This is a genomic window from Undibacterium sp. RuTC16W, from assembly GCF_049339445.1.
Classification (GTDB): domain Bacteria; phylum Pseudomonadota; class Gammaproteobacteria; order Burkholderiales; family Burkholderiaceae_D; genus Undibacterium.
The window spans coordinates 169747-192889 of record NZ_JBMPPE010000002.1 but is presented as its reverse complement, the minus strand read 5'-3'; the positions used below and the strand labels follow the sequence as shown (position 1 = coordinate 192889).

25 protein-coding genes are annotated in these 23143 nt (G+C 49.2%); 6 read left to right on the top strand and 19 right to left on the bottom strand.

Going from position 1 to position 23143, the window contains the following annotated elements; all coding sequences use genetic code 11:
- Positions 1–75: 75 nt before the first annotated feature.
- The 5 genes from ACO0K4_RS05330 to purB all read right to left on the bottom strand — a co-directional run bounded on the left by ACO0K4_RS05330 (position 76) and on the right by purB (position 4229).
- The gene (locus ACO0K4_RS05330; RefSeq protein WP_422955587.1) at positions 76–516 is read right to left on the bottom strand and encodes a MarR family winged helix-turn-helix transcriptional regulator; all 441 of its coding nucleotides are present in this window, start codon (positions 514–516) and stop codon (positions 76–78) included.
- A gap of 85 nt (positions 517–601) precedes the next feature.
- A complete protein-coding gene (locus ACO0K4_RS05325) occupies positions 602–1174 on the bottom strand; it encodes a YceI family protein (protein ID WP_422955586.1) in 573 nt (190 codons plus the stop codon).
- Positions 1175–1213: 39 nt separating this feature from the next.
- Positions 1214–1819: a YceI family protein gene (locus tag ACO0K4_RS05320; protein WP_422955585.1), complete on the bottom strand. Its 606-nt coding sequence runs from the start codon at positions 1817–1819 to the stop codon at positions 1214–1216.
- Positions 1820–1860: 41 nt separating this feature from the next.
- Positions 1861–2397: a cytochrome b gene (locus tag ACO0K4_RS05315; RefSeq protein WP_422955584.1), complete on the bottom strand. Its 537-nt coding sequence runs from the start codon at positions 2395–2397 to the stop codon at positions 1861–1863.
- A 404-nt stretch (positions 2398–2801) separates the two neighbouring features.
- Positions 2802–4229, bottom strand: a complete 1428-nt coding sequence (gene purB / locus ACO0K4_RS05310; protein ID WP_422955583.1) for an adenylosuccinate lyase — start codon at positions 4227–4229, stop codon at positions 2802–2804.
- 382 nt (positions 4230–4611) lie between these two features.
- Here purB and ACO0K4_RS05305 point away from each other — a divergent pair, with 382 nt between their 5' ends.
- Positions 4612–5220, top strand: a complete 609-nt coding sequence (locus tag ACO0K4_RS05305; protein WP_422955582.1) for a glutathione S-transferase N-terminal domain-containing protein — start codon at positions 4612–4614, stop codon at positions 5218–5220.
- 242 nt (positions 5221–5462) lie between these two features.
- Here the strand turns inward: ACO0K4_RS05305 and bfr are convergent, their stop codons facing one another.
- The 5 genes from bfr to hemP all read right to left on the bottom strand — a co-directional run bounded on the left by bfr (position 5463) and on the right by hemP (position 7830).
- The gene (bfr, locus tag ACO0K4_RS05300; RefSeq protein WP_422955581.1) at positions 5463–5939 is read right to left on the bottom strand and encodes a bacterioferritin; all 477 of its coding nucleotides are present in this window, start codon (positions 5937–5939) and stop codon (positions 5463–5465) included.
- Between the two features lie 168 nt (positions 5940–6107).
- Positions 6108–6809 carry an energy transducer TonB gene (locus ACO0K4_RS05295; RefSeq protein ID WP_422955580.1) on the bottom strand — a complete coding sequence of 234 codons (702 nt, stop codon included), beginning with the start codon at positions 6807–6809 and terminating at the stop codon, positions 6108–6110.
- A 2-nt stretch (positions 6810–6811) separates the two neighbouring features.
- Positions 6812–7078, bottom strand: a complete 267-nt coding sequence (locus tag ACO0K4_RS05290) for a (2Fe-2S)-binding protein (protein ID WP_422955579.1) — start codon at positions 7076–7078, stop codon at positions 6812–6814.
- Between the two features lie 85 nt (positions 7079–7163).
- The gene (locus ACO0K4_RS05285) at positions 7164–7481 is read right to left on the bottom strand and encodes a hypothetical protein (protein ID WP_422955578.1); all 318 of its coding nucleotides are present in this window, start codon (positions 7479–7481) and stop codon (positions 7164–7166) included.
- 109 nt (positions 7482–7590) lie between these two features.
- Complete coding sequence (gene hemP, locus ACO0K4_RS05280) at positions 7591–7830, bottom strand: hemin uptake protein HemP (protein ID WP_422955577.1); 240 nt, start codon at positions 7828–7830, stop codon at positions 7591–7593.
- Positions 7831–8151: 321 nt separating this feature from the next.
- Here hemP and ACO0K4_RS05275 point away from each other — a divergent pair, with 321 nt between their 5' ends.
- The gene (locus ACO0K4_RS05275; RefSeq protein ID WP_422955576.1) at positions 8152–8814 is read left to right on the top strand and encodes a hypothetical protein; all 663 of its coding nucleotides are present in this window, start codon (positions 8152–8154) and stop codon (positions 8812–8814) included.
- A gap of 105 nt (positions 8815–8919) precedes the next feature.
- Here ACO0K4_RS05275 and asd read toward each other — a convergent pair whose 3' ends face one another.
- Positions 8920–9780, bottom strand: a complete 861-nt coding sequence (gene asd, locus ACO0K4_RS05270; RefSeq protein WP_422955575.1) for an archaetidylserine decarboxylase — start codon at positions 9778–9780, stop codon at positions 8920–8922.
- Positions 9781–10225: 445 nt separating this feature from the next.
- Here asd and ACO0K4_RS05265 point away from each other — a divergent pair, with 445 nt between their 5' ends.
- A complete protein-coding gene (locus ACO0K4_RS05265) occupies positions 10226–10774 on the top strand; it encodes a peroxiredoxin (RefSeq protein ID WP_422955574.1) in 549 nt (182 codons plus the stop codon).
- Between the two features lie 88 nt (positions 10775–10862).
- Positions 10863–11381: a carboxymuconolactone decarboxylase family protein gene (locus ACO0K4_RS05260; RefSeq protein WP_422955573.1), complete on the top strand. Its 519-nt coding sequence runs from the start codon at positions 10863–10865 to the stop codon at positions 11379–11381.
- 134 nt (positions 11382–11515) lie between these two features.
- Here ACO0K4_RS05260 and ACO0K4_RS05255 read toward each other — a convergent pair whose 3' ends face one another.
- The 8 genes from ACO0K4_RS05255 to ACO0K4_RS05220 all read right to left on the bottom strand — a co-directional run bounded on the left by ACO0K4_RS05255 (position 11516) and on the right by ACO0K4_RS05220 (position 21065).
- Positions 11516–12325 (bottom strand): prohibitin family protein, encoded by an 810-nt coding sequence (locus ACO0K4_RS05255; protein ID WP_422955572.1) that lies wholly within the window; start codon positions 12323–12325, stop codon positions 11516–11518.
- A 196-nt stretch (positions 12326–12521) separates the two neighbouring features.
- The gene (locus ACO0K4_RS05250) at positions 12522–13472 is read right to left on the bottom strand and encodes a MurR/RpiR family transcriptional regulator (RefSeq protein ID WP_422955571.1); all 951 of its coding nucleotides are present in this window, start codon (positions 13470–13472) and stop codon (positions 12522–12524) included.
- A gap of 377 nt (positions 13473–13849) precedes the next feature.
- Positions 13850–15469 carry an FMN-binding glutamate synthase family protein gene (locus ACO0K4_RS05245; RefSeq protein WP_422955570.1) on the bottom strand — a complete coding sequence of 540 codons (1620 nt, stop codon included), beginning with the start codon at positions 15467–15469 and terminating at the stop codon, positions 13850–13852.
- A gap of 117 nt (positions 15470–15586) precedes the next feature.
- Positions 15587–15778 carry a Thivi_2564 family membrane protein gene (locus ACO0K4_RS05240; protein ID WP_422955569.1) on the bottom strand — a complete coding sequence of 64 codons (192 nt, stop codon included), beginning with the start codon at positions 15776–15778 and terminating at the stop codon, positions 15587–15589.
- Between the two features lie 182 nt (positions 15779–15960).
- A complete protein-coding gene (locus tag ACO0K4_RS05235; RefSeq protein ID WP_422955568.1) occupies positions 15961–16275 on the bottom strand; it encodes a collagen-like protein in 315 nt (104 codons plus the stop codon).
- 791 nt (positions 16276–17066) lie between these two features.
- Entirely contained in the window at positions 17067–19298 is a 2232-nt protein-coding gene (locus tag ACO0K4_RS05230) for a TonB-dependent receptor plug domain-containing protein (RefSeq protein ID WP_422955567.1), read from the bottom strand.
- Between the two features lie 120 nt (positions 19299–19418).
- Positions 19419–20519 carry a tRNA 2-thiouridine(34) synthase MnmA gene (mnmA, locus tag ACO0K4_RS05225; protein WP_422955566.1) on the bottom strand — a complete coding sequence of 367 codons (1101 nt, stop codon included), beginning with the start codon at positions 20517–20519 and terminating at the stop codon, positions 19419–19421.
- A gap of 39 nt (positions 20520–20558) precedes the next feature.
- Positions 20559–21065 (bottom strand): NUDIX hydrolase, encoded by a 507-nt coding sequence (locus ACO0K4_RS05220; protein WP_422955565.1) that lies wholly within the window; start codon positions 21063–21065, stop codon positions 20559–20561.
- A gap of 479 nt (positions 21066–21544) precedes the next feature.
- On the opposite strand from ACO0K4_RS05220, the gene ACO0K4_RS05215 reads away from it, so the two are divergent.
- Both ACO0K4_RS05215 and panD read left to right on the top strand, forming a co-directional pair.
- The gene (locus ACO0K4_RS05215) at positions 21545–22660 is read left to right on the top strand and encodes a Re/Si-specific NAD(P)(+) transhydrogenase subunit alpha (RefSeq protein ID WP_422955564.1); all 1116 of its coding nucleotides are present in this window, start codon (positions 21545–21547) and stop codon (positions 22658–22660) included.
- A 95-nt stretch (positions 22661–22755) separates the two neighbouring features.
- Positions 22756–23118, top strand: coding sequence for an aspartate 1-decarboxylase (panD, locus tag ACO0K4_RS05210; RefSeq protein ID WP_262835309.1), 363 nt, complete (start codon positions 22756–22758; stop codon positions 23116–23118).
- Positions 23119–23143 lie beyond the last annotated feature (25 nt).

The following is a 23143-nucleotide window of genomic DNA, read 5'->3' as shown; positions in this document are numbered from 1 at the left end:
TTTATTGCTGGCAATGGCTGCGCTGTGACCGGCAGAAGTGGTGTTGAGTGGGTACAGCGCGGGTTCAGACAGGGTTTATTTTTTTTCGATATGCTGGGTCAGGCTGGTCTTCAGTTTGAGTAATTCTTTTTCCAGGGCGACGAAATCCTGCTCGCTGTAAGCAGTAAAACGTTTTTCCCCATTAGCGACAACTTGCGGAAACACATCATCAAATACGGCTTCTCCGGCCGGACTTAATTTAATAAAAAGCTGGCGACGATCTTCGCCATTACGTTCGCGCTGGATCAGGCCTTTTTGTTCCAGACGATCAAGAACGCCGGTCAGGGTTCCTTTGGTTATCAGGGTTTTTTCACCAAGTTCTTTGCAGGTCATGCCGGGGGTGTTGCCGAGCGTGGCGATGATGTCGAACTGGGAATGCGTTAATCCGAACTGGCGAACATTCAGTGTCGAAGAATGTTCAAACGCCTGCATGCATTCAGCCAGTAGTCGTATGCTGCGCAGAAAACGTTTGCCCATAAAATCAATTCGAGAAGAGTGTTGGTTGACCGGACCTGTTTCGGCCCGGTCAAAGTGCCTGCGATGTTGCTATGCTGTCTTGATATTAGTCAGCTTTGATGGCTTCAACCTGGATTGACAATTTAACTTCTGGTGCGAAGCCATAAGCGATACCGTAGTTCAGGCCAAAGTCTGTACGCTTGAATTCTGCTGTCGCATCTGCGCCGCAGACTTCTTTTTTCAACATCGGATGCTGGATACATTTGAACTTATTGATCGTCAATGTCAAAGGTTTGGTCACACCCAGCAAAGTGAAGTCGCCTTGTACTGATACCGGTGTGTCACCGTTGAACTTGATGGATGTACCTTTGTAAGTTGCTGTCGGGAATTGAGCGACATTGAACAGATCTTTGGACTTGGCATGATCATTCATTTTTTCATGACCAAAATTGATCGATGTCGTATCGATAGTGATGTCGACTGTGCCGGTTTTTGCCGCACGATCCAATGTGATTTTGCCGCTGTTTTTGTCGAACTTGCCGCGCCACACGGACAGACCGCCGAAATGATCTGCTTCAAAACTTGGGTAGGTGTGGCTAGGATCAATGTTGTAGCTTTGTGCGAATACAGGAGCGGCGCTCAGAAGTAAAACAGCAGCGATAATTTGACGTAATTTCATGGTGGAGTCCTTGTGGGTTTGGATGTGATTCAATTGGTTTTATTGCGTTACAACGTGAAACTTAATAACTACTTCATCGGCAACCATGCCGGTGTCTTTCCATTCGCCTTCGCCGATGTTGAAAGCAAGGCGTTTAATCGGGAGGCTGCCATCAAATACCTGGCTGCTTCCTTCTTTCTTTACGGTCAGTGGAAAAGTCACATCGAGGACGCGTCCTTTGATCGTGAGTTTGCCGCTGACATCTAATTTACCGGCAGCGCTTTGCTTCATCGCAGTGGAGACAAAGCTTGCTTTCGGAAATTGTGCCGTGTTAAACCATTCTTTTTTCAAGACTTCCTGATTGTATTGAGGATCGCCGAGATCAAAGCTGGTGAGGTCGATTTCGACACTGGCTTTGGAGGCTTCTGGTTTGGCCGCGTCGTAATCAATGTTGGCGCTGATTTTTTTAAATTTTGCATCGACCGGTACGTTCATTTGTTTAAAAATGATGGTGACGGCGCTTTTTGCCGTGTCGAGTTTGACCAGTGCGGCATAGGCAGGAATAGCAATGGCAGTCGCCAGCGCAAGGATCACTGCGGCTGTGCCCGATCTTGATCCCGATGGAGCTGCTGTCTTACGTGTGAATAATGAGTTAGTGGTGAACATGCTGTTCCTTTAAATGAGGTAAACGACGTAATCGGATGGAGTTATCGGCCAGGCAGCATGCGTTGCAGCAGCCCGTCTTTGTCGATGAAATGATGTTTGAGTGCCGCGACTACGTGCAGTATAACGAGCGCCAGTAACACATTGGTGAGCAGCTCATGCAGTTCTTTTAATACCGGCTTTAATTCAGGATTGGGGCCAATAATCGTAGGGAGCTGTACCAGACCCAGATATACCACTGGATATCCCGCAGCAGACGTGTAGAAGTAGCCCGACAGCGGTACGGCAAACATCAGTAAATACAGCACGCCATGAGTCAGGCTTGCTACTTTTTTCTGCCATTCGGGCATGCTGTTCGGATAGGCGGGTGCCTGGTTCAGCAAGCGTGTCAGCAAGCGCAAGGCAACCAGTCCGAGCACGGTGACACCCAGCCATTTGTGCCAGGAGTAGTATTGCAATTTAGTCGGACTGATTTTCATATCTGTCATGATGGTGCCCAGAGTAAAGGCAGCAACAATCAAAAGCGCAATCAGCCAGTGAAACGCAATACTTGCCAACGGGTAGCGTTGTGGTGTGGGCATGACGACTCCTGTGAAAATAGGTTGTGATGAAACTAATTAATTGAATAGTGATTTCATATTAATTAGTTCGCATTAGAACTAATATAGCAAAAAAAGTTCAAGTTTGCAGAGACTGCCCAAAACAAGGTTTTAGAATAGTGTGCTTACTTGAACTTTTCCAGGGAAATTTCAGGTTTTCCCCTTGACCTTCAGCGGCATAAAACACGGCTTGCCCGTCATGCTGTCCAGTTAAACCGTGCCTTTTGTTTTTTCATTCCGGCGAGGGCCGGAATCGAGTGACGTCATTACCAAAAGATGCTGGACCCTTGCCTGGGCAGGGACGACGACTTCAGATTTAAGACTTAACTGAACGGCATTACGACTTACCTGACTTAGTCTATATAGCCAGATCAGTCGCGTAATCTTTAAATTGCTTTGGCTAATTTCGCCGCGATGCCGATGTAGTTAGCGGGCGTCATCGCCAGCAACAAATCTTTGGCATCTTGCGGAATTGCCAGACCAGAGACGAATTCGCGCAGAGCGTCTTTTGAGATGCCTTTGCCGCGTGTCAGTTCTTTTAACTGTTCATACGGGTTTTCTATACCATAGCGACGCATCACGGTTTGTACCGGTTCTGCCAATACTTCCCATGTCGCATCAAGATCTGCTGCCAGGCGCTCAGGATTGGTTTCCAGCTTGTTCAGGCCGCGCAGGCAACTGTCATAGGCGAGCAAGGTGTAACCGAGCGCAACACCGATATTGCGTAAGACGGTAGAGTCCGTCAGATCGCGCTGCCAGCGGGACACCGGTAATTTTTCAGATAAATGTTTGAGCAGGGCGTTCGCCAAACCAAGATTGCCTTCGGAGTTTTCGAAGTCGATCGGGTTGACTTTATGCGGCATGGTCGAGGAGCCGATTTCACCTGCCTTAGTTTTTTGTTTGAAATAACCGACCGAAATATAACCCCAGATATCGCGGTTGAGATCGAGCAAAATGGTATTAGCGCGGGCAAAGGCGTCGAACATTTCTGCCATATAGTCATGCGGTTCAATCTGGATCGTATATGGGTTGTAGGTCAGGCCCAGGCGCTGTTCGATCACGGCTTTGGAGAAGCTTTCCCAGTCATGCTGTGGATAGGCGGACAGATGCGCATTGTAGTTGCCGACGGCACCATTCATCTTGCCGAGGATTTCTACCTCCGCGATACGCTTTGCCGCACGTTGCAGACGGGCGACGACGTTCGCCATTTCTTTGCCCAAGGTGGTCGGACTGGCGGCCTGACCGTGCGTACGTGACAGCATAGGTATGTCTGCATTGCTATGCGCAAGTTCGGTCAAGCGTGCGATGAGGTTTTGCAGCGCCGGCAGCATGACGCCGTCACGCGCATTTTTCAGCATCATACCGTGCGAGGTATTGTTGATGTCTTCGGAAGTGCAGGCAAAGTGAATAAACTCTGCGGCTGATTTCAACTCTTCTGTGATCGCGGCGTCTATGACTAACTGGCGCGCTGGCAAATGTCCGTAACTGTCTGGCAGAGGCAGGCCGACGGATTCTTTCAGCCAGTATTCGACCGCTTTGACATCATGATTGGTGACGGCTTCGATCGATTTGATCCGCGCTGCGTCGTCTTCAGAAAAATCGCTGACGATTTTATCTAGCAAGGCACTTGCGGCGGATGAAAAAGGCGTGATCTCAGCAAAGCCTGCCTGAGACAGCGCCTGCAACCAGGACACCTCAACTTTAACGCGGTGATGCATAAAACCGGCTTCGGACAAAGTAGAGCGCAATGCATTAACTTTGCTGGCGTAGCGGCCATCAAGCGGGGATAGTGCTGAGAGAGTAGAGAGTGTCATGATGTACTGGCAGTGATAAGTGGAAAAAAAGTAGCAAAAAACAGTGGACTAGTGCAAAAACTGCTAAAGCGGTGGGGCAGCTCCTCGCTGTATCCAGCGTATTTGCTTTATTGCTGCACCAGGACTTAACAATTTTTCGGCAATTATAATAAATAGTTAAATTGCGCAAAATACAACAAAATTCGCAGGTTCCCGATATAATCTGAAACAGCGATTCAGGTGGTAAAACGAGGTATTTCTGGCAGATTTATTCTGTTTTTTGCGTGGAATACGCGATTTTACCATTAGCCAGCCTCGCTTACACCTGTTCTGGCGCAAGACCGGAAACGGGTTTTACGGGTGGCGATGCTATAATTCGGACGAATAAATTCACAAAGTGCCTATGAAACTGATCGGTTCCCTCGCAAGTCCCTATGTAAGAAAAGTCCGCGTCGTTATGGCGGAAAAGAAGCTTGACTACAGCTTAGTGTTAGAAGATGTCTGGGTGCCAGACACCACAATCCAGCAATCCAACCCTCTGGGTAAAGTACCTTGTCTGCTAATGGAAGATGGCGGCGCCATGTTCGATTCTCGCGTAATTGTCGAGTATCTGGATACCTTAACCCCGGTTGGCAAACTGATCCCGGTGAATGGCCGCGAACGTGCAGAAGTCAAATGCTGGGAAGCTCTGGCAGATGGCGTGGCCGATGCTGCTATTTTGATCCGTCTGGAGCGAAATCAACGTCCTGAAGCGCAGCAAAGCGCTGCCTGGATAGCGCGTCAGATGAGCAAGGTCACTGAGGGCTTAAAAGCTATGTCCAGCGGTTTGGGCGATACGGCTTTTTGCTCCGGCACGCATTTGACACTGGCGGATGTCAGCGTTGCCTGCACCCTGGATTGGTTGTCTTTCCGCTTCCCTGAAATTGAGTGGCGTGGTGACTATCCAAATTTAGCGAAATTGCTCGATAAGTTGTCCGAGCGCCCGTCGTTTAAAGATACGGCTCCTCAATAAACTATACTGGTAGTAAGTCCTCAGACGGTAACAACTTTGCTTAGTGCTTAAGTTGTTGGTTACTTAATTACTAAGTTTTAAACATGGATAAAAAAGGGATGCAAGCTTATTGGCTTGCATCCCTTTTATTTTGAACCCGCTCTTATGGATGAAATTAATTCAATTCAAACTAACTCGAACCAATTCAAACAAGCATGAATTGATCTTAGTCAATTGGAATAAATTCAAATGACTTTTTTCCGTTACTCGTTATCCAGCATTTGCGCTTGCAGATAGTTTTGCAGACCGATTTTTTCTATTAAGTCGAGTTGCGTTTCCAGCCAGTCGATATGTTCTTCAGTATCGTCGAGTATCAGTTGAAACAAATCGCGTGATACATAGTCACCGGCAGCCTCGCAGGTCGCAATGCCTTCTTTTACAGTTTTTTGCGCAGCACTTTCGAGTTTTAAATCGCAATGCAACATCTCCGGCGTATCTTCGCCTATCATCAGTTTGTGCAGAGCTTGCAGATTAGGCAGGCCGCCCAGCATGAGGATGCGATCGATCAGTTTATCGGCATGCTTCATTTCGCCGATGGATTCCTGATACTCCTTTTTGGCGATTTTTTCAAAGCCCCAATGCTTGTACATACGGGCATGCAAAAAGTATTGATTGATTGCACTTAACTCATTTGTGAGCTGCGCATTGAGTAACTTGATTACTTTTGCGTCACCTTTCATGGGAACCTCGGATATGTTGTGGGAAGATTAATGTTCTAGTATAGATGCGGTAAGAGCTTATGGGAAATGAAAACCAAACAAAATCGCCCGAGTGCCGTTTTACCGGTCACTCAGGCGCGATGCAGGTGATCAATCGGTGATCAAGAAACAATAAGTACGCAGTGTCTGTCAGCTATTCAGCGAAAAACTGATTGTTGCTGTCGCCAGCATCATTAAGGGACGGCCGTCTTCAATATGCGGCTTAAAGAGGGCGCGCAAAATGGCGATTCGAGCTGCTTCATCGAGGCGATTCGATCCGGATGATTTCTGGATTTCTACTTTTTCTGCACGGCCTTTTTCATTGACGAGTACGCGTAAGGTGACTTTCCCTTCTTCACCCATACGGCGTGACAGAGGCGGATAGTCTGCTTGCGGAGGCTGAATGTATTCGACGCCCGTCACCAGCTTTGGCGTCGCAATCTGGTGGGCCGGCGCTTGTGCTGAAGGCGCGCTTTCAGCTGAGGCGGCGATTGGCTGCGTCACTGGCGGTGTGCTGCTGGTCTGGATGTTCGTTGTATTGACGACAGGGACGGTAACTTCGGGTGTTGGTACAAATACAGTCGGTGCGTTGTTTAGCTTGGGCAGGATAGCACTTGGCTTGATCACCGGAGGCGGTTCAGAAATCTGTACCATACTGACCATGATTTCTTTAGGGATAATTTGTACGGCTTTAACCAGCAATCCATTGGCCAATGCATAGATCAGTGCAATATGCGCGAGTACGATACCCAGGATCGGTAGTAAGCGTGTAGTCGGGCGAGCAGAAAAAGCCGGGTAATCAAGACTTAATTTAGCGGGACTTAACATGGCAGGATTCAGAACGATATTCATACTCATGCTGCTAGCGCATTATTGTGAAAATGAGGCGTAGCTGGCTGGCGTTGAAAAGTCATTGGCGTTACCGATGCCATGACTGCGTGATGAGCGCTTTGGCTAGCATTCTGGCATTCGCGCAGAATGCTGCGCGCGCAGCTAGCACATTTGCCGCAGCAAGTGCCGACGTCGAGGTGAGTGCGCAAGTCTGCCATCGTGTTTAAACCCGATGCGACCGCATGACGCAGCTTTTTTTCTGAGACATTGTTGCAAACACAGACAATCATACAATTCCTCTAAATCAATTCAATGACGCCAATTCAGGCTGATTTTACTAACCTACTTCATCCGCTGAATTTGCTTGGTCACGTACTAACGGTTACCTGAGACCAGGCGCTCAAACAGACTGACTCGTCCTTGCCTGGACAAGCTGTGCTCGACCAAAATTGCCCACTGCTCGGATAATTGCAGGCATGTTGCTTTAAGCACAGGCCCTAGCTCAGGCAGTTCGGCTAAAATTTTTAAGTGCCGTTCAATCACGGAAGCGAGTTTTAAACAAGCACCTTCATCTTTATTTTGTCCTGTGCTCACGGTGTAGTGCGACATCAGATGCAGGACTGCTGAAACTAGTAATTCTGGTTGATTCGCTTTGGCGGGCGTTTCAAAAAACTCCGGATTCGTGCTAAGCATCAAACTCTCCTGGTGGGTGTCTGGCTCGCTTCGCATGAATTCCGCTTTGCTGGCTACAGTATTCAATCAAACACAATTCTGATGATTCCTGCTATGCCGGGATTACCGGCTACGCAGTGAGGATCAATTTATTCAGTTGCGTAACGCGCAGGCGATAAATTTTCCCCTCATGATCAATCTCAACCTCACGCGTTTCGCGCATCAGTTCCCGACTTTTCAGGCGCGGTATCTGTTTTCCGTCGATGGCTATTTTGTGAGTCATGCTAATGGATGTCAGTGGAGTAGCGCTGTCTGTGGAAGTGCTTGCAGTCTTTTCCTGAGTAGAAAATTCCGACATCAATTCAGCCATATCTACCTCTTAAATATTAATGAGAACAATTCTTATTTAGATTATTGTGCAAAATCTTTTGCTTTGCAAGCTTTTTTTGATCAAATTCTGGGTAGGCCTGTATATCAGCCAGGGTGAAGCGGCAACGTATGGTGTGACACAACGGATAAGAGGAACCAAATCTAGGCCTGGCGGGCTGCTTATCTCATGATCTGTCATTCCAGTCGCTTGTTTTGGCAGTTTGTCGGAAAGCGACTTAGGGAATTTTTAGCACGCAGTATGATTTCTACATGGCCTGATGCAGATGAGTCAGGCGCCATTTATTCATTTGCGGAGAATCTTATGCATCGTCAATTAGTGTGTGTCACGGCAATCAGTCTGTGCTGCTTAGGCCTGTTAAGTACGCCAATGACAAGTTGGGCGGGTTCAGGTGATGCTTCATCAACGTCCTCAATTAATATCAGTATCAGTAAAGAGCTGCTATCAAAGAATGTGCAGATCGAAAACAGGAAAAGCGATTTGACCTACGCTCTGGTACGCACGGCTGCCGGTGCTGATTCTATTTTTTACTGCGCATCGGCTGAGATCCGCAGTGTGGATAAGCTGAGATCCGGGCGCAGCACAGATTTTTTATGGTTTAAGCAAAATGGCAAAAGTTATTTGATCCAGGACAGCATCTTGGTCGGCAAGGCGAATGAGGCGCTCAAAGAGCTGGATCAGACCAGTCGTCAGATGAATCAACTGGGGCTGGAAATGGGAGCCGATGGCGTCAGCATGGGAGCGCTAGGGATCAAAATGGCAGCCACTGTATTCCAAAGCGAGACCGCCAAAAAAATGGATGCGCTCGGTAAAAAAATGGATGAAATGGGCAAGCAAATGGATGAGCGTGGCAAGAAGATGGATGCTTTGGGTAAGCAACAAGAATCCAGCGCACTCAGTGCAGAACCTGCCATACGCAGTATTTTGCAAGAGGCAGTCAGTGCTGGTAAAGCGACCGCTATATAACAGCGACGTTACCTATGCCAAAGAGTAATTTCTACTACCGGTAGTATCGAGATCGCGAACAAGCAATGATTGCATTACCGGATGTAATGCTTGTCCGCGATTTTTTTAAGGATTCAGTGGCTGAGGTATGTTGCCCATCATCTCGCCCATGCGGACAGGGCCGGCAGCTTGCCACGCAGGGTTGAAATCTACCGTGTTTTCTGGGAATAGCAGGACGACGGTCGAGCCTAATAAAAAGCGCCCCATTTCTTCGCCCTTTTTAAGAACGATGTCCTGATCCTTATAGTGCCATTCCCGGATGTGTTTGGTGCGCGGCGGATTGACAATGCCGTGCCAGACTGTCGCCATGCTGCCAACGATCGTCGCACCCACCAGCGCCAGTACAAACGGGCCGTTCGCTGACTCAAACACACAAACGACACGCTCATTACGCGCAAATAAGCCGGGAACACCGCGAGCGGTAGTCGGATTGACGGAGAACAGATCACCTGGAACATAGATCATTCTGGTCAGGCGACCATCACAAGGCATGTGAATACGGTGGTAATCACGTGGACTCAGATAGATGGTTGCAAAACTACCTTTATGGAAATGGGCTGCCAGTTCCTTATCGCCACCGACCAGGGCGATAGCAGAATAATCATGACCTTTCGCCTGAAAGATCTGGCCTTGCGCAACCGGGCCAAACTGACTGATCGCGCCATCTACAGGGCAGACCATATCGGCGTTTGCTAATGGGCGGGCATCCGGGCGCAGTGCACGGGTAAAGAATTCGTTGAAGCTGGCGTAGCTGGCGATGTCTGGATTCGCTGCCTCGTTCATATCGACCTGATATTTGCCGACGAACCAGCGTATGAGCTTGGTTGTCAGATTGCCTGCTTTAGCATCAGCAATCAGGCTGCCAAATTCAGTGAGCGCCTTTTTCGGCATTAAGTATTGGGGTAATACAGCGAGGCGATCAGACACGATAAATCATTCCAAATAAAGAAGTGCAAGGATTATAACGGTGACTGAGCAGAATGTGAGCTTAATCAGGAGTTAACCTGGATTTTCCATCAGACCGCTATCACTTCGTGGAAACGTAATTAGCATGCGATGCTTGAAGGAATAAGACCATCGCGATTTACGTGTAAGCGCTACAACGGCTGACGCGTGCAATCAATCCTTTACCTAATGTCTGCGATCAATGTCACACGTTTGTATTAGATCTGCTGCATGATGCTGTCGAGGGGTATTGATGTGCACCGATAGCCGCTGATCAGGAGTGCATCACCATGCACATATGTTTTGGCTAATTGGTTTTTAGCTAAAATCTATTGGATATTTAAAATTCATAGTGATATGCTTCGACCCAATGTGACTAAACAGGATTGTTTTAGCCACTCTTTACACCACCATTCAGGAGAAAGTTATGAAAACTGTAGGTCAAAAACTCGACGCATTCAGCGTACCAGCCGCTAAGCCAGGTTTTAATCATCATGAAGAAAACGGCGTATCCGCTTTCGAAACAATCACTGAAGCCTCTTTTCCAGGTAAATGGAAAATCATTTACTTCTATCCAAAAGATTTCACGTTTGTTTGCCCGACAGAAATCGTTGAATTCGCTAAATTGACAAAAGATTTTGCTGATCGCGACGCTATTTTGTTAGGCGGCTCTACTGACAACGAATTCTGCAAATTGGCATGGCGCCGTGAACACAAAGATCTGGACAAGCTGAATCATCACGCGTTCGGTGACGCTACAGGCTCTTTGGTTGATATGCTGGGTGTTCGTGATGTGAACGCAGGCGTAGCTTTGCGTGCGACTTTCATCGTTGATCCGGACAATGTCATTCAACACGTTTCTGTGAACAACCTGAACGTCGGCCGTAACCCGACTGAAATCCTGCGTATTCTGGATGGTTTGCAAACAGACGAACTGTGCCCTTGCAATCGTACAGTGGGTGGTTCTACACTGTAAATTTGATGCGGACATCGTGTCATGTCCACATCAATGACGAAAACCCGCCTAGGCGGGTTTTAAAATCACCAAATGATAGGAAAATGCTATGGAATTCTTAAATTCAATTAAAGATCTTATCCCTGATTACGCGAAAGATATCCGCCTGAATATCGATGGCACGATTGCTCGCTCTAGTCTCGAAGGCAATGATGCCGTCGGCGTTGCGCTGGCTGCGGCATTCGCTGCAAAAAGTAAGGTCATCATCGATGCAATCAAAGGCAGCGGCGCGATCTCGCCCGAAGAAATTCATGCAGCCTTGACGGCATCCGCTTTGATGGGAATGAACAACGTCTGGTATCCATTCGTTGAAATGGCAGACGATGCCGATCTCAAAACTCAGGCGGCGCAATTGCGCATGAACGCTTACGCGACAAACGGTGGTGTTGATAAGCGTCGTTTTGAGATGTATGCACTTGCGGCATCGATCGTTGGTAAATGCCATTTCTGTGTGAAATCGCATTTCGAATTGCTGAAAAAAGAGGGAATGTCCACCGTGCAGTTGCGTGACGTTGGCCGTATCGCTGCCGTAGTGAATGCGGCAGCGCAGGTGATCGCGGCAGAGTAATTATTCTTTGTTTCTTTTAGTAGAAGTACATAAAAACGGCAGCCAGTGAAGCTGCCGTTTTGCTTACTACATCCGATATTCTATATTCGACTTCGACATGTCAGACGCTGGGTGACTGAGTTCTTGCGCATCTCTTATTTGTTATCACCACGATTGCCAATGTTCAGGAAGGGGATCGCGCCACCAGTGGTTGTCGGTAAACGACCATCCCATTTTTCTATCGCTTTTGCCTGATTCTCGGTCTCGCGCAAACGTAGCAATTCTGGCGTAACCTGCTGACGTTGCAGAGCTAAGGCTTCTGCTTCAGCGCGGGCGCGGGAGATTTTTTGTTTCGCTTCGACTTCGATTCTTTGCAGGTCGCGTTCCGCTTTCATCTTCAATTGATCTGCCGTTGTCTTTGCCTCGATCGCCTCGTTAAAGGTTTTGCTAAAGTTAAAATTGACGATGGAGAACTCATCAACGACCAGGCCGTGGCGTGCCATCCGTTCGCGTAATGCGAGGATGATTTCGTCGCGGACTTGTGAGCGGCGAGAGATCAGCTCTTCGGCGGTGAAGCGTGCGGTAACGGCTTTCACCGCTTCTTGCACGCTAGGGATAATGATGCGCTCACCTGCCTCATTGCCGAGATCGCGATACACCGATACGACAGCGTCCGGACGGATGTGATAATTGATCGCAATCTTGGTGTGCACGGTTTGCAAATCTTTGGAAGCAGCATCGCCGTCGCCTTCGCCTTTCTGGATCGCGACAGAGACGCGGTGCATGCTCTGTGCTATCGGCCAGACGAAGTGTATGCCTTCGCTATACACTTCGTCCGACGGCTTGCCGAAGGTCGTCAATACCCCGCGATAACCTGCCGGGATCGTGGCGAAAGGTGATAGCGAAAACAGCAGGATGAGAACGATGATCAGCGCAATAAATTTTGGCAGCTTTTGTGCAAGCATGATGGGTTTACCTTGTTGTTTGAATGAAAACAAGGCAAGTGTAGTAGCTGGCCGGCGTTTGTGCCAGTGAAATCCTGCGGTAATCGATGATGAAATTCACCATCATGCTGACGGTGATTTACTCCGGTATTGTTCGACGGGAATGAGATAAAACACAGTGCAACATGGATGTATAAGTGCGAATCAAACGGGATTATCAGACAGGATGATCAGATGGTGATTTTTTCGTCGCATCTTCGACGGGCGTTGATCTGCGTGTGCCTGAATTTGGTTCCTGATACATCCATGGCAGCATGAATTTTGTCATCTCTGATGCAGCGTGCACCGGTGATTTGGCTTGATGTGCGACGGCGCTGCAAATAGCTTCGATCAGACAGAGAGCCGCACCTTCGGAATTCGGCGATAGCTGACGACGGGTTTGCGCGTACAAGGTCAGATTTGCAATCGATGCCAGCGGCGAGCTGGGAGCATCGGTCAGCGCCAGAATCGGTACACCTTTTTCCCGAACCTGCTGTAACAGCGTGATCACATCTTCGGCATAACGCGGAAAGGTAATGCCAATCACCAGATCACGTTCGGTGTACTTGAATAACTGACGTGCCACATGCGATGGTCCCCCCGAGCCTATCGTGGATTGTATGGTCTGACAAAATGGATCCAGTCCATGCGCCATCAGTCCACCGAGAAAAGCACTCGCGCCATAACCAACGATATAGATGCGCTCGGCATTCAAAATCATTTTGACTGCCTGATTGCAGACATCGGGCACCAGGGAGCGACGTGTCGCCTCCAGATTATTCAGATCTTCATTCAGCGAGCCTGCAATGATTTCGGTGCTGCTTGCGGGACGTTGTACTTCGCTGCGTAATTTATCAATCGGTGCCAGCATCGCTTCAAAACCGCAGACCAGTTCTGCGCGGAATTGTGGATAGCCTTCAAAGCCCAGTGCGCGGGCAAAGCGGTTGGCGGTGGCAACCGAGATCCCGACGGCATTGGCCAGTTCATCAATCGACATGGTCGCTGAACGGAAGACATTCGATAACACGTAATCGGCAGTTTTTCTGTGCGCTTTGGACAGGTGCATGTACACCTTGCCGATGCGGGTATTAACCGTACCACCTAGTGCTTGGTTATCGAATCGATTCATGATCGGTGGCAATCTAAAGGAGATAAGTAAGGATTAATCGGCAAGTAAAATGTAAATATAATTTCATCGTTTTAAATTGTAAAGAAATAAAACGCATCAAAAAAATGCTGAAATTTTATGCAGCATGGTATTTGCTATTTTATCTCATCAAATTTGAATGAAATTGGGTGACTGCCAAGAATATCGCGTTTCTATCGAGTTTTATTTTGAAATATCATCTTGTTACTCAATTTTGTTAGTAAAAAGATGAAGAAATGCAATCTCAGGCGATGTCGCATAAGATCGCTGTTGTTTATATACTTGCCCTAGTATATTTTTTATTCCTAATAAAGACGTGCGGAATAAGCTAGGTTTTATATAAAAAGTGGGGAGTATATTTATTTGATGGGATGAAAGGATTCTGCCTGAGCCAGTGGCCAGTAGGTGGCGAACACTTCCGGCATGCGGCTAAGCTGACTGGGATCCAACAGCTCGCCGGCGTCCAGATAAGGCAGCAGACTAGATACCAGTTTGACTTGATTGCCCGAAACGCGGCGTACCAGATGATAGGGTTTGAGTTCTGCCGGATGATGTAAGCCTGTTGCGGCGATCAGTTCTGCCAGCGCTTTCAGGGTATTTTGATGGAAATGCGCAACACGTTCTGCCTTGTCGGGAATGAACAGGGCACGTTGACGTAGCGGATCCTGGGTTGCGACACCGGTCGGGCATTTGCCGGTATGGCAACTTTGTGACTGAATGCAGCCGAGCGCAAACATGAATCCGCGTGCCGAATTGCACCAGTCGGCGCCGAGCGCGATCGTGCGGGCGATATCGAAGGCGGTAATGATTTTGCCGGAAGCGCCGATTTTTACTTTGTCGCGCAGGTTTGTGCCGACCAGCGTGTTATGTACTAGCAGCAAGGCTTCTTGCAAAGGCACGCCGACGTGATCGGTGAACTCGACAGGGGCAGCACCGGTGCCGCCTTCTCCGCCGTCAACCACGATAAAGTCTGGCGTGATACCGGTTGCCAGCATGGCTTTGACAATCCCGAAAAACTCCCATGGATGACCGACGGCAAATTTAAAGCCCGTCGGTTTGCCGCCGGACAGTGTGCGTAGTTTATCGATAAATTGCAGCATTTCTACCGGAGTAGAAAATGCCGAGTGCGATGCCGGTGATACGCAATCGGTACCTGCCGGGACGCCGCGAGCTTCAGCGATTTCTATCGTCACTTTGGCGCCCGGTAGCAAGCCGCCGTGGCCGGGTTTAGCACCCTGCGACAATTTCAGTTCTATCATTTTGACTTGAGGTAAAGAGGCGCTGGCGACGAAGCGCTCTTCAGAAAAACTACCGTCTATAGTGCGACAGCCAAAATAGCCGGAACCAATTTCCCATACCAGATCGCCACCTGGCTCATCGCCGCTCTCAGGCTTGTGGTAACGGCTGATACTGCCTTCGCCCGTGTCATGCATGAAGCGGCCTTTTTGCGCCCCCTGATTCAGTGCGCGGATGGCATTCGCCGACAAGGCGCCAAAGCTCATTGCCGAGATATTAAACACGCTGGCAGAGTAGGGCTGCGGGCGATCCGCGCCGATCGTGATCCGGAAATCGTGGCTATCTATTTTGCTGGGAGTGATCGAATGATTGATCCATTCATAGCCCGATTGATAGACATCAAGCTGCGTACCGAAAGGGCGCTTATCCAACTCTTGCTTGGCACGCTGATACACGATTGAGCGCTGATTGCGGGAAAAAGGATTAGCAGCGGTATCTTCCTCTAAAAAATACTGGCGTATTTCAGGGCGGATCGATTCAAAGAAAAAACGAAAATGCGCAATGATGGGATAGTTGCGCAAAATGGAGCGTTTGGTTTGCAGCAGGTCGGCAACACCGATTGCCGTAATACCGCCAGAGAGTGCGACCAGCCACCAGCCTGCATGAAATAGATAGGCAATGAACATCGACAACAAAAATACGAAGCTGGCAATGATCAAAGTCAGGTAGCGCGCAACATGCATGGTGTTCTCCGTTGATAAGCGGGTGATGGTATTCCCTGAGTGTACAACGGTGCGCGCGGATCAAGCTAGTATGATGATCACGACTGTCTCTGATGGCTGACATGAGCTTGGGTGGAATCAGCCTGATAAGCTCGGCAAATGAATGCCGGGCAAAATGCCGGATGCGGACAGAATAATCACAATTAATAAGATGATAAATAGTACGCGTACGACTTGTGCCACCGGTGAGGGTAAGGGAAGTAAGCCAACCAGCCACCAGATTAGACCGAATACCACCAGATAAATAATAAGATTGATGAGAATCGTCATAGGATTTCCTTTGTGATTTTGTAATAGCACGACAAGGTACTGTGCTGTTTATGTCATTTGTATTGTTCGTGTTGTTCCGTAGTATTTTTGTCTTTGCGTGTAACGTAATGGCATGGAAGGGTTTTTCAGAAATCCTCCGGAGAGGATTTCTCGCCTATGATCATCTGACAATCTGACCGGATTTATTTAGGTACGACGATGACGGTATCGCCGGGTTTGCCGGGCGTTCCTGGCTCACCTTTGGCACCCGCATCACCTTTATTGCCATCGTAGCCAGGCATGCCTTGAGCGCCGCTGGCACCGGTAGCGCCCGTCGCACCGACAGACGCGGGCGCTCCAGCCTGACCTGCCGCGCCAGTGGAACCTGTTGCACCCGTTGCACCAGTAGGGCCAGGGACTGCGACCGGAACCTGAACGACAACCGGCGGAGCCTGACGTTCGCAAGCAGATAAGGTCACGGTGCCAAGCAGGGCCAATAATAAAATCGGATATTTCATGATGAGTACCTCAATGTGAAAATAGATAAGAAGCAAGCATTCCCGCGTTGGCATTGAGAAAAAGCCTGGACTGTAACGGAATTGATTGACTAACGTGAGTGTCAGCAGATCGCCGGATCGCATGGTTGCGCTGCACCAGGTGTAGTAGGTGTATTCGATGCATTACTCAGCCGATCCGGTCATACAAACACATCGCATCATGCCTGCTTCATTTGTGGTGATCTGTTTGCTAGCGCACAGATTGCCACTTACCATTTCAAGGTTAACCGACCTTGGATTCCGCTCAGACGGGATCGGACGAAATTGCTTAAGCACGGATAGATATATTTTTTTGGAGAGAAAGCTTGGAGGGAAGGCTGCAAGTTGGAGCTGTTCAGTTAAGCCGTACCCTTCGCTTCATCGTTCCTGCGAATGCCGGAATATCGCGGAATCATTCCCACAAGACGTAGGATCCTTGCCTGCATAAGGATCACGACTTTAGCTTTGGTGCTTCACTCAACGGGATTTAGACTTGGCGTGGATTTGTTATTGCCTGAAAACGGCGTTGATATCTACATATATCTGCATACATCTGCATATATAGCCATATATTAAACATACTTATCTGGAGTATATTTTGTACGCCTGCATAAGCATTGCGGAGTAAGGCTACTTCCATAAAAAATAAGGGAGGTATATTAAATTGCATCCTGATACGCTGCTCCTGGTGCTAGCTGTATCGTGTTCTTGATGCCATTTTTGCAGAAGTGTTTGATCGCACTTGCCGCTTGTACCCCTTATTCGGTGACAGGCTAAAACGCCTGTTCCAGCATTAACTTAATACTACTCAATCCCGATGTCGTCGTCGTTGATTGTCGAGCCGTCTGCATATCCTGATAGCGGGCAATTTCCAGTTTATTTTGGGGGAATAGATTCGTCAGCGACAATCGCAGTTGCGTTTGTTTTGCCAGACTCCATGCCGCATATAAATCCAGTGTCCGGTTATTGCCTGTCATGCCGCTCAGGGTAGATGAGTTGCGGACATTGCCGCCGCGCTGATAGCTGAGATTGCCGCCGAGCGTGAGTTGATGATCCCATTTGTAATCGAGTGCGAGGTTGGCGCTGAGCGGTGTTTGCTGGTCGAGGCGATTGTCGGGGCCTGGGATTTGATCGACGCTGGACCAGTTACGATTCAGATTGGCACGCAGATCAATAGCAGGCGCCTTGCTAATGACGCTCTGTAGTGGCAATTTGATTTCCAGCTCGATGCCGTGGACTTGTGCTTTGCCGCTATTGGTCGGGGTACTGGTCCAGACGGTGTTTTGTTGCGTTACTTTATCCAGAATCACATCATCAATTTTACGAACAAACATGCTCACGCTGAACAAGCCGCCTTGTCCGAAGTACTGTTCAAACGCGGCGTCCAGACCCCACGCAAGTTCCGGGCGCAACTGCGGATTGCCCTGGTTGTCAGGATTGATTGCGCTGTTATTATTATCGACGGTATAGCGACGCGGGATCAGGCTCGTGGTCGTCGGTGCTTTATAGGTGCGCGTCAGAGCCAGCCGGAATTGTTGCGTCTGTTTTGCGTTGGCAGTGTCATCATTGAGCTTCCATACACTTTGCAGCAAAGGGCTGAAGACGCTGGACTGATTATGTACCTGACTCAGTACATTGCCAGCGGTTGTGGTCTGCAATCCTTCCCAGCGTAAGCCCAGGGCAGCACTTAACTGGCGACTGATTTCCCATTCATCCTGCACAAATAAGGCGAGGCGTCTGACATTTGACTGATAGGCTTCATTACTATCCGCAGTACCTTGGCCCAGCGCATCGCTCATGTGCTCAATACGATTTTCGTCGCGACGTATCAGACTGCCATCCCAGCCCAATACCAAGGCATGATGATCAATATACGGTGCGGTGTATTTACCGCTGAACGTCGCGGTCTGGTCATCAATACCGGAAACGACTTCGTGTCGCTCTAACAAAGCCTGCTGTGTCGACATGCCTTTAAAATCAAAATAGGTGTGCCGGTGACTGATGTTGAGTCCGACGCTCGTTTCTATCCTGGCGCTGTCGGATAACTTACGTCGCCAGTTCAGGTTGCTGCGTAAGGCATTGGTATAGGCATCCCAACTACCGGTATTGTTCGGGAATTCAGACAGCGTGCCGATTGCGCTGGTCTCATGCCGCTCTTTGATATTATTGATGCGGCTGCTGCTAAGAAAACTTTGGGAGGTCAGGGTGTCGTCCTCTGAAAACGTCCAGACCAGACGTGGTGCAATACTCAATTCATCCTTGGTAAAGCGCTCTTCCAGATTGGCGTGTCGTTGCAGATTCATCGGCGCGATCTGACCGCTACCTGTTTCGTCCTGAGTGGACGGTGTTGTGCGCTGCTGATGTTGCAATGTTCCGGCAATGGTGTAGGCCAGCGCCCCTCGTCGATCTGCCAATTGCAGTGACGCAGTTGGTGAAAATTTACCATTGCTGCTGGTGACGCCGATTTTGAGATCGTGCTGTGGTTTTTTGACGTTACTTTTCAGGATAATATTGATCGTCCCTGCAATTGCCTGCGTGCTGAATTCTGCTGTCGCACTGCGCAAGACTTCAATCCGCTCAATCAAATCGGGCGCGATACTATCTACTAAAAAGCCTTGCGGCGTCGCTTCGCCGTTCAGCAAAATTTGGGTATAGCCATTTCCCAGCCCCCGCATCTGTAAAGCACCTGTGCTGCTGAAACTTAAACCGGGAACCCGTTTAAGCACATCACTGAGATTACTGTCACCATAGCGCGCGATATCTTCCTGATTGACGATGGCCTTGCTGGCAGTTGCCTGCTTGCGCTCATCCAGCACGCTATGCGCACCGCGCACCTCGACGCTGTGTAAAGGTTCTTTACTGGTATTGGCCGTGCTGTTCTCGTCCGCTGCGCTTGCGCTCAATATGCTGGATGATGTCAGTGCGCACAGCACTAAACGGGAAAAGGTAAATATCGAACGAAGGGGGAGCAGAGATGACGAAGACGATGACAGAACGGATGGCATACGAGCAGGCTGATTTTTTTTGAGATGCGGCACTATAGCGAAAAAGTGCCGGGCAGTGTCAAAATAAACAAGCATGCCAGCTCGCTACGAGCCGCATAGTCCCTTCATTTGACTCGCTGCCTAACTAGCCGTCGCACCACTGATAATCCCGCCACCCAGACACACATCGCCATCATATAAAACCGCCGATTGACCTGGCGTCACCGCCCATTGGGCGACGTCGAAATGTAAGGCGAAGCTGTCGCTTTGTGTTTGTAGGGCGCAGGCGATGTCTGCCTGGCGGTAGCGAGTTTTTGCCGAAAGCTGGATCTGGTCTGGCGCACGTCCGGCGATCCAGCTATTTTGCCCGGCCTCTAATGCGGAGGACAGCAACCATGGATGATCATGACCTTGTACTACGTACAGCGTATTGCTGGCGATATCTTTTCTTGCGACATACCAGGCATCACTGCTGCCATCGGCGTTTTGGTGTGATTTGATGCCGCCGATACCTATCCCTTTACGCTGACCCAAAGTGTAAAAACTCAAGCCGACATGTTGGCCTACGATCTCGCCTTCCGGAGTTTTCATGTCGCCGGGTTGATACGACAGATAGCGGTTTAAAAATTCACGGAAAGGGCGCTCGCCGATGAAGCAGATCCCGGTAGAATCTTTTTTCTTGGCATTCGGCAGTTGCAGTTGTTCTGCAATTTTACGCACGTCGGTTTTTTGAATCTCACCTAATGGGAAGAGTGTCTTGCACAATTGCGCCTGATTCAGGCGATGCAGGAAATAGCTTTGATCTTTGCTGGCGTCGAGGGCTTTGAGTAATTGGAACTCACCATTGATCTCACGAACGCGTGCGTAATGACCGGTGGCGATGTAATCGGCGCCGAGCTTCATCGCATGGTCGAGGAAGGCTTTGAACTTAATTTCTGCGTTACACAGCACGTCCGGGTTCGGGGTACGACCTGCCTGATACTCGCGCAGGAACTCGGCGAATACGCGGTCTTTATACTCCGCCGCAAAATTCACTGCTTCGATATCGACGCCGACCACGTCGGCCACGCTGACGGCATCAATCCAGTCTTCGCGGGTCGAGCAGTATTCGGAGTCATCGTCATCTTCCCAGTTCTTCATGAAGAGACCGATGACTTCATAACCCTGTTCTTTGAGCAGCCATGCAGAGACGGACGAGTCGACGCCACCGGACATACCTATTACTACGCGTTTCTTTGCCATGCTGTACTTCTCTTTCTTATTTCTTGTTCGTGGTCTTGCTCAATTGTGTTCAGAATTAGGTTTAGTGATGCTGACCTCCAACGCAGACGGATGTGTGTAGAGCAGGGACAGCGGCGCACGTTGACCTGCCAGATAGTCATTCACACATTGCATCACCAGAGGGCTGCGATGGCGCTCCTGTGATGCGAGCAATTCTGCATGACTCATCCAGACCGTACGCAAAATTCCATGATCCAGCGCGCGCTGATGCAGTGGACCCAGCTCGCCACTAAAAGCAAAACGTAAGTAGGTGACCTGTTCACCGGTTTTCGGCGACACGTAGCGTGACAGATACGTCCCGATTAACTCTGTCGGTGTGAAATCGTGCGCGGTTTCTTCGAGCGTTTCACGGATCACAGCTTGTTGCAGGGTTTCGTCGGGATCAAGATGACCGGCCGGCTGGTTGATCCTTACGCCGTCTTCGGTCTCTTCTTCTATCATTAAAAATTGGTCGTCACGCGCAATAATGGCTGCAACCGTGACCGAGGGTTTCCAAATTGTGGACATAGCTTCTTTCAATAAGTCCGGTATTTTACTTTGCCATCAAATATTGTGTGGCAAAGCAGCAAATCTGATGCCGAATTAGCTAATGCGAAATTTATCTATGGGCGGTTTTTATGATGAATTGACAGCAAACAGTTTTGCCGGAAAAGACGTATTAAATTTGGCTGTTTTATGGATAAAGCCTTATTTCAAGAGGGTTTTCATGCTAGTGTAGCAAACGCAATTTGCCCGCTATTGGTGCAAATGCAAGGCATTCTTTGTCAGAAAAAGCAGAAAATAGAACGGTTGTGCTAAAAAACATTTTGCGTGTAATATCGTTGTCGAATATCAAATGTAAGATTCGGGTAAGGATTCCGGTAGCTTGAACAAGCAGTGAGAGCGATGGAATTGCCTGAGTTTTGCGTAGTCTGGTGAAAAATTATTGAGGGTCGAATCTTGAGCCCGTGCGACTAATTTAAAACAAGCAACCAAGGAGCAAACCTATGAGAATCGGCATCCCCGCCGAGTCACGGCCGGGCGAGACGCGTGTAGCGGCGACCCCAGAGACCATTAAGAAATATGTGACGGCCAAACATCAGGTCATCGTGCAATCCGGTGCCGGTATTGCAGCGAGTATTACCGACGAGGCTTATCAGGCAGCTGGTGCGCAGATCGGTACTGCGGCTGAGGCATTCGGTGCCGAGCTGGTGTTGAAAGTCAGGGCGCCAAGTGCAGATGAGCGCGTCATGATCAAATCCGGCACGGTACTGGTCGGCATGCTCAATCCGTTTGATACAGAGAATATTGCAGCGATGGCCGCACACGGAATTTCTGCATTTGCACTTGAGGCCGCGCCGCGCATTACCCGCGCGCAGTCGCTGGACGTGCTCTCTTCGCAAGCAAATATCGCTGGCTACAAAGCAGTCATGCTGGCCGCGAATACCTATCAGCGATTCATGCCAATGCTGATGACCGCTGCCGGAACCGTCAAAGCCGCTCGCGTCCTGATCATGGGTGTCGGCGTTGCGGGTTTGCAGGCAATCGCGACGGCAAAACGTCTGGGAGCTGTGATTGAGGCATCGGATGTGCGCCCGCCGGTGAAAGAGCAAGTTGAATCTCTGGGGGCAAAATTTATCGACGTCCCTTACGAGACGGATGAAGAGCGCGAAATCGCTAAAGGCGCCGGCGGCTATGCACGTTCGATGCCCGCCGCATGGATGGAGCGTCAGGCTGCTCTGGTGCATGAGCGCGCCAAGCAAGCCGATATCATCATTACGACTGCGCTGATCCCTGGCCGCAAGGCACCGGTTTTGATTTCCGAAGATACGGTCAAAGCGATGAAGCCCGGTTCCGTGATTGTCGATATGGCAGTCGAGCAGGGTGGCAATTGTCCATTGTCCGAACTGAATAAAACCGTCACCAAATACGGTGTACATATTATCGGCGAGCCTAATCTGGCCACACTGGTTGCGGCCGATGCATCTGCCTTATATGCCCGCAACGTACTGGATTTTTTAAAACTGATTATTGATAAAGACGCCGCTCTGGCGATCAATAAAGAAGATGAAATCGTCGTTGCAACCTTGGTGTGCGCAGGCGGTGAAGTTTTAAGAAAATAAGGCCAGACACTCGTCATCAGCCATTATGTGACGTAGTGCAGCTAAAGAAATTTAGCCAGAATTTTTTAGTAAATGTAATTGAAAGAAGAACGACCATGCAAAGAAATATGCTCCGCGCCAAAATTCATCGCGCATCTGTGACCCAGTGCGATCTCCACTACGAAGGTTCGTGTGGTATCGATGAAAATCTGCTCGATGCTGCCGATATCAAGGAGCACGAACAGATTGAGCTTTATAACGTTAACAACGGCGAACGCTTCTCCACTTATGTCATTAAAGGCAAACGCGGTAGTGGCGAAATCTCGTTGAACGGCGCAGCAGCGCGTCGGGTACAACTCGGTGATTTGATGATCATCTGCACTTATGCTCCGATGAGCGATGAAGAGGCGAGTAACTTTAAGCCGAAAGTCGTTTTCGTCGATGGCAAGAATCAAATGACCAGTCTTAAAGAATATTAATCCCGACGGTTTACTTTGCATGTCT

Coding starts and splice junctions, on each gene's coding strand:
- ACO0K4_RS05260 (WP_422955573.1), top strand. CDS start 10,863: ATGGAATTCTTAAATTCAATTAAAGATCTTATCCCTGATTACGCGAAA.
- hemP (WP_422955577.1), bottom strand. CDS start 7,830: ATGGCTGAATTGATGTCGGAATTTTCTACTCAGGAAAAGACTGCAAGC.
- ACO0K4_RS05220 (WP_422955565.1), bottom strand. CDS start 21,065: ATGTCCACAATTTGGAAACCCTCGGTCACGGTTGCAGCCATTATTGCG.
- ACO0K4_RS05330 (WP_422955587.1), bottom strand. CDS start 516: ATGGGCAAACGTTTTCTGCGCAGCATACGACTACTGGCTGAATGCATG.
- ACO0K4_RS05245 (WP_422955570.1), bottom strand. CDS start 15,469: ATGCATGTTGCGCGCTACCTGACTTTGATCATTGCCAGCTTCGTATTT.
- ACO0K4_RS05325 (WP_422955586.1), bottom strand. CDS start 1,174: ATGAAATTACGTCAAATTATCGCTGCTGTTTTACTTCTGAGCGCCGCT.
- ACO0K4_RS05275 (WP_422955576.1), top strand. CDS start 8,152: ATGCATCGTCAATTAGTGTGTGTCACGGCAATCAGTCTGTGCTGCTTA.
- ACO0K4_RS05230 (WP_422955567.1), bottom strand. CDS start 19,298: ATGCCATCCGTTCTGTCATCGTCTTCGTCATCTCTGCTCCCCCTTCGT.
- ACO0K4_RS05235 (WP_422955568.1), bottom strand. CDS start 16,275: ATGAAATATCCGATTTTATTATTGGCCCTGCTTGGCACCGTGACCTTA.
- ACO0K4_RS05295 (WP_422955580.1), bottom strand. CDS start 6,809: ATGAATATCGTTCTGAATCCTGCCATGTTAAGTCCCGCTAAATTAAGT.
- ACO0K4_RS05255 (WP_422955572.1), bottom strand. CDS start 12,325: ATGCTTGCACAAAAGCTGCCAAAATTTATTGCGCTGATCATCGTTCTC.
- ACO0K4_RS05320 (WP_422955585.1), bottom strand. CDS start 1,819: ATGTTCACCACTAACTCATTATTCACACGTAAGACAGCAGCTCCATCG.
- ACO0K4_RS05305 (WP_422955582.1), top strand. CDS start 4,612: ATGAAACTGATCGGTTCCCTCGCAAGTCCCTATGTAAGAAAAGTCCGC.
- ACO0K4_RS05315 (WP_422955584.1), bottom strand. CDS start 2,397: ATGCCCACACCACAACGCTACCCGTTGGCAAGTATTGCGTTTCACTGG.
- ACO0K4_RS05215 (WP_422955564.1), top strand. CDS start 21,545: ATGAGAATCGGCATCCCCGCCGAGTCACGGCCGGGCGAGACGCGTGTA.
- ACO0K4_RS05285 (WP_422955578.1), bottom strand. CDS start 7,481: ATGCTTAGCACGAATCCGGAGTTTTTTGAAACGCCCGCCAAAGCGAAT.
- mnmA (WP_422955566.1), bottom strand. CDS start 20,519: ATGGCAAAGAAACGCGTAGTAATAGGTATGTCCGGTGGCGTCGACTCG.
- ACO0K4_RS05240 (WP_422955569.1), bottom strand. CDS start 15,778: ATGACGATTCTCATCAATCTTATTATTTATCTGGTGGTATTCGGTCTA.
- ACO0K4_RS05290 (WP_422955579.1), bottom strand. CDS start 7,078: ATGATTGTCTGTGTTTGCAACAATGTCTCAGAAAAAAAGCTGCGTCAT.
- bfr (WP_422955581.1), bottom strand. CDS start 5,939: ATGAAAGGTGACGCAAAAGTAATCAAGTTACTCAATGCGCAGCTCACA.
- ACO0K4_RS05250 (WP_422955571.1), bottom strand. CDS start 13,472: ATGAATCGATTCGATAACCAAGCACTAGGTGGTACGGTTAATACCCGC.
- ACO0K4_RS05265 (WP_422955574.1), top strand. CDS start 10,226: ATGAAAACTGTAGGTCAAAAACTCGACGCATTCAGCGTACCAGCCGCT.
- purB (WP_422955583.1), bottom strand. CDS start 4,229: ATGACACTCTCTACTCTCTCAGCACTATCCCCGCTTGATGGCCGCTAC.
- panD (WP_262835309.1), top strand. CDS start 22,756: ATGCAAAGAAATATGCTCCGCGCCAAAATTCATCGCGCATCTGTGACC.